Source organism: Priestia sp. P5_B4 (genome assembly GCF_056400385.1).
Map to the genome: position 1 here is coordinate 1 of NZ_JBFULJ010000220.1, position 5,400 is coordinate 5,400.

The 5,400-nt window shown below is 34.4% G+C and carries 4 protein-coding genes and 1 pseudogene; all 5 read right to left on the reverse strand.

Annotated features, from left to right (window positions below):
- Positions 1–61: 61 nt before the first annotated feature.
- Entirely contained in the window at positions 62–250 is a 189-nt protein-coding gene (locus AC1DRF_RS15830) for a hypothetical protein (RefSeq protein ID WP_279621318.1), read from the reverse strand.
- 223 nt (positions 251–473) lie between these two features.
- Entirely contained in the window at positions 474–1,700 is a 1,227-nt protein-coding gene (locus tag AC1DRF_RS15835) for a sugar efflux transporter (protein ID WP_279621317.1), read from the reverse strand.
- 420 nt (positions 1,701–2,120) lie between these two features.
- Positions 2,121–2,698, reverse strand: a pseudogene (locus AC1DRF_RS15840) (bile acid:sodium symporter family protein); the annotation flags it as partial.
- A 137-nt stretch (positions 2,699–2,835) separates the two neighbouring features.
- Positions 2,836–3,543: a GntR family transcriptional regulator gene (locus tag AC1DRF_RS15845; RefSeq protein WP_279621314.1), complete on the reverse strand. Its 708-nt coding sequence runs from the start codon at positions 3,541–3,543 to the stop codon at positions 2,836–2,838.
- 88 nt (positions 3,544–3,631) lie between these two features.
- Positions 3,632–5,041: a GH1 family beta-glucosidase gene (locus tag AC1DRF_RS15850; RefSeq protein ID WP_477741115.1), complete on the reverse strand. Its 1,410-nt coding sequence runs from the start codon at positions 5,039–5,041 to the stop codon at positions 3,632–3,634.
- Between the last annotated feature and the right edge of the window lie 359 nt (positions 5,042–5,400).

Sequence of the window (5,400 nt, forward strand, 5' to 3'; positions counted from 1 at the left end):
CCAATAAATATCAATAAAAAAAGCAGTATCTTTTTGAAACTGCTTTTTTTAAATTGTTTGTTTAACAGCTTTTTAACTCTTTATAATGTAATCCTTTCTCATGTTCAAGTTCATATCGTAACCTTGTCTGTTTTCGATACAGTTCATCAGATAATTCTTTGTATTCCTCTTCAGTAATCTTGCCATTTTTTAAATTATCAAATAGCTCGTTAAGTTGTTGAGTTACTGTGTACAATTCTTGCTCTTTCAACGAACGTCACCCTTTATAATTCAAATTATGTTATTTTTTGATTGAAAGCATCTCTGCAAGTAGTTCTCACAAAAAAATTCTAAAATATAAAATCGTTATATTCAAGGAATAAGAAGATTAACTGTGTCTTATACTGCACAGACACAGTTTAACGTTCTTAAAATTAATGATCCCGGGTGGGGTATGTATGTTTTCAAGTGGACAAGCAAGTTCACTGAAGTAGCTATACAGTATCTAAATTTAGTTTCTTCCGTCCTCTTTCACTTAACAAAATAGTTAATCCGACAATAACAAGTGCTGTACATAACAAATATAAGTTATGGTACCCTATCAAACTTGAAAAGAACCCGAACCCCAGGAAGCCAAGCACATTTCCTACTTGTGTCGTGTTCATATATAGCGCCGTTGCCGTCCCAGGTTCATCTGGAATAAAGTCCTGAAAGTACGACACAGCAATGCCTGCTGTTATGGAGACCTGTGCAGCACTTAATATTTGAATCGGATAAATTTGCCACGGTTCTGTGACTGAAAATAGAAGTCCATAATAAAAAACTGAAATACCAAATCCCAATCGTATCAACAACCGACTACCGATTTTTGTAGCTAATATTCCCACTGCAATCATAAATGGAACCTCAAATACTGGAGGTACGCTCACTACTAACCCTACCTGCTTTTCTGTCCCGTTAAGTATTTTCGTAATAAATTGCGACATGTTTAAATTAGCCATAGAAGCAGCCATAGCCATACACGTCATTGCGACAATGTTCTTTAAAATATGAGGTTGGACAATGAATTTACGCAGAACCACCGGGGCTGGCTTGGCTTCCACTTCAATTTTGATATCCTTTAATAAAAAGGCTAACGTAATCGCTGCTAGTAGATATCCGCCTGATACGCATAGAAAGAGTCCCTTAAATCCAATCGCATACAATACCCAACCTGCCACTGCTGGACCCACCGTCCAAGAAAGAGCAAAAAACGCACGAAAAACATTCATTATAAAAGGCGTTTCTTTTTCTTCTACTGTGCTTTTTTTTAATGCTTCTCTTGTAAATGCCCATAATTGAGGTACGGTAGAGGCTGCTGTTCCCAGTAAAAAAAAAGCAAGAAAAGCAAGAAGAAAGAAGTTACGGATAAATGCAAATCCAGCGTACCCTAAAATGGCAGCACAAGTAGTGAGTAATAACAATTTTTTTCGACTGGACACGCGGTCTGAGGTTTTACCAATAATGGTGGTAATAACAACAGCACCCACTGAAATAATGGTCATGAAAAAGCCAAATTGCATATTGCTCATTCCGACTTCGTCAATACCAAACAATGAGGCATAGGGTGCAAAAAAAGACGTGGCTAATCCAAATACAAAATTCCCTAGTAAGAGTACTGGAAACATAGGAATGCCCCATAACATTTCAATGGTTTTTTTAACTCCCTTTCCTTTTGGCATAACCACACCTCCTTTTTAGAAGATAACTATGATTAAGATGAGTTTATAATTGATTTACAGTAAATTATGCAAACCCTCTCTTTTTTTTATAGTTGCCTTTATCCATTTATAGGATCTGAAGTATACCCTTTTCCACGCTTACACTGTGTTTTATTAAGTTCTACTAGACGTTAGGTCATCTTTAATAGGCCAAACTCCAGTCTATAAAAACCTAACACATCTTATGTAACTACCCACTTCTCACCTACTGCAGTAAGGGTTCTTTTTTATTTTTTTGAGTGAAYAGGCAAGCTTACTGCAGTAGCTACATAGTATCTAGTCACCCTAATTATACACTCGTAATAAGATGGAAGGCATAACATAGCAAAAATCAGTTATCTAACGCCAGCCTTCTTCAGTTCAATAACAATTTCTCTTAGTTTATAAATTTTTACTAGAAGAGCTAAGACTAGGCTTGAAATAAACCAGTTTTATTAATTGTCCGTAAAACGCAGCAAGTATTTGTTGGAATAACATGCCGATTACAACGGGGACTGCTGCTGGATGGGGAAAAAAACTTATTGCCAAAACAGCACCTGCACTTATATTTCTCATACCGCCGGTATAGATCATACCAACCACTTCGTCCCTACTTCTTTTCGTCAAAATTCCAAGAATCCAAGCAAAAAAATAGCCGCATATAGCAATAAAAAAATTGTTAGTGCAATTTGAATGAATTTTTTATCGATATGACGTATATAAGGTGCAACTACGGAACTATTAATACTAACAACTACTGCTAAACCTAATTTAGAAAAAGGAGCTAAAATTTTATTCCACTTCTCTGCAACCGATTTGGAATAAAATTGATTAACCAACATTGCTACAAGAGAGGGAAGGACAATCATTCCAAGTAGTCCCTTCATCATTTCCCATATTTCTAAATGAACAGTTTTTCCAATAAAGAGGGACATACTAATGGAAACAATGAATGGTGAAAATAGTGTGTCTAATAAAATTTTACGTTTTTTTGATGTATTATTTTAACAGAAGTACTTAAGAGCTTTTAGCTTTTAATGTTTTTTCATTATTAATAATAAAGTACGAAATAGAAAAGTAAAAGATTAATTCATAATTAAACTGCTTAATGCTGATGTTATTTAAAATTGATACGATTTAAGATTTTTGCTTTTTGAAAGTGAAAGATTGACTTTGACCATTCAAAGATTGTTCCGTTCGTTAAACATACAGTATTTTCAATAATCAATGCTGGATCGAATAGGTCGATATGAAGGAGTTCAGCATTTTCTTCATCAATCTTTTCGCAATTAATAACTTTGTCAGCAAATCCAATGTTTAATTCTAAGTCATCGATTAGGTAACTATAAATAGAATTTGACGCAATTTCTTCATTTAAATAAGGAACTACATCTTTTTTAAAGTAACTGATCTCAATAGAAAAAGGCTCTTCATCTACAATTCTCAACCGTTTCACATAATATAGCTTAGTTCCGGGTTCACATCTTAAGCTTTTTGCAGTTAATTCATCAGCTTTTACTACATGCAGAGCAAGAATTTTAGTCTCCACTTTTTTAGACTGTAAGTCTTTCGTTAGCCCTCTAAGGCTGCCTAAGTTAATATAGTCTGTGACAGATTCCTCACGCAGAAACATGCCACTTCCTTGGACTTGATAAATATAGCCACGATTAACGAGTTGAGTCACTGCTTTTCTTATTGTATTACGGCTTACTTCAAATTCTTTTATCAATTCTTCTTCTGTAGGTAGTTTTTTCGTTTGATTAAACTTTCCATCTCGAATTTCTTTTTCTAAACAATCTGCAATTTCTTTATATTTTATAGCCATATAATCTCCCTAGTCTGCATTCTCAATAATTTACTGCCTCTATTATACACAAAACCTCTTGATCAAAATCAAGAGGTTTTGTTTTTCCTTATAGCTCTTCTCCTCTCGTTTCAATAATATGCTTGTACCAATGAAATGAGAGTTTTTTCTTTCGGTTTAAGTTATCGTTATGATCTACGTAGATAAATCCGTATTGTTTTTTATAACCATTTAACCAGCTTAATAAATCAATAACAGACCAAGCGTAATATCCTTTTAGGTGAATGCCTTCTTGTATAGCAAGCTTAATCACTTTTAAATGTTCTTCAATATATTTAATACGAGGAACGTCTACAATTTCTCCATCAATAATCGGATCTTCATCACCAAGCCCATTTTCAGTTACATACATTTTAATATCACCATAACGATCTTTTAACATATGCAGTCCGTCTAAAAATCCTTGAGGTGAAATTTCCCATCCCCATTTTGTATAGTTTTTATCTGCCATTTTTACTGTGCGATAAAAGCCGTCAAATGATGGATTTCCAGGAGCTAAAGTAGAGGTTTCCCTTGAGTGCTCCATAGACGAAACAGTTTCATTGTTTTTTTCTACGCGAATTGGTTGATAATAATTAAGACCAATGAAATCATTGTGTTCGGCATTTCTTTTTAATATATCTAGTTCTTCTTCTGTCCAGCTTGGAGTCCATCCTTTTTCTTTTAATTGCTGTACGACATAAGATGGATATTCGCCTTTTAAAATTGGATCATAATACCAAAACGTTTCATATTCATTCGCGTGTCTAGCTGCTAAGATATTTTCCTTTTTATCATCAACGCTATAAGCTGGTAAGAAAACATGTGTGATCCCAATTTCTCCATACTGCTTGAATTGCTTGTAGCTCTCTACAGCTTTTGCATGTGCGTAAAATACATAATGTGTAGCTTGAAAGTACTTTTTTTCATCGTTTTGAATACCGGGAGGATGAGCTCCTTTTAAATAGCCTAATCCACAAAACATAACGGTTTCATTGAACGTAATCCAATGTTTAACACGGTCTCCAAATGCTTTAAAACAAACCTCTGCATACTTAACAAAAGCATCGGCTGTTCGTTTATTCGTCCATCCGCCGTCTTCTTCAAGCGTTAAAGGTAGATCCCAGTGATATAGCGTTACAAATGGAACAATTCCATACTTTAAGCATTCATTAATCACTTGATTATAAAATTCTAAACCTTTTTGATTTACTTCTCCATCGCCAGTTGGCAAGATTCGTGCCCATGAAATGGAAAAACGATATGATTCTAATCCCATCTCCGCCATTAACTTAATATCTTCCTTGTAGCGATGGTAATGGTCAATGGCTACATCTCCATTTGTGCCTTGATATGTTTTTCCAGGAAGCTTTGAAAAAACATCCCAATTGGTTTCGCCTTTCCCATCTTCATTCCATGCGCCTTCTATTTGATAAGAAGCTGATGCAGCTCCAAATAAAAAATCTTTTGCAAATTTCATGATAACACCCCTTATTTTTATGCCAACATATATTATTTATTATTATATATTAAATTTATAGGTACAAATTTAATATAGATTATATACTTATTTTTTGCATTTGACTACAGAAAATGTAGGATAAAAACCTTTTTATTTTTATTTAATTGGAGAAAGTCTAGTTGTTTGGACATTTTCTGATCTCTCATCCATTTCATAAAAAAAAGACTGTTCGGACAACCCTCAGCATATAAAAGGCAAGCACGTCTTACATCACCATCTACTGATCCCCCACTGGTGTAAGGATTTTTTTATTTTTYGACTGGACAGGCAAGCWTACTGAAGTAGCTACATAGTATCTAAAGAATCGCGACTTCGTT

What these genes read in the sequence shown, in the direction of transcription:
- AC1DRF_RS15835 (WP_279621317.1), bottom strand. Translation starts at nt 1,700, where the DNA reads ATGCCAAAAGGAAAGGGAGTTAAAAAAACCATTGAAATGTTATGGGGC.
- AC1DRF_RS15845 (WP_279621314.1), bottom strand. Translation starts at nt 3,543, where the DNA reads ATGGCTATAAAATATAAAGAAATTGCAGATTGTTTAGAAAAAGAAATT.
- AC1DRF_RS15850 (WP_477741115.1), bottom strand. Translation starts at nt 5,041, where the DNA reads ATGAAATTTGCAAAAGATTTTTTATTTGGAGCTGCATCAGCTTCTTAT.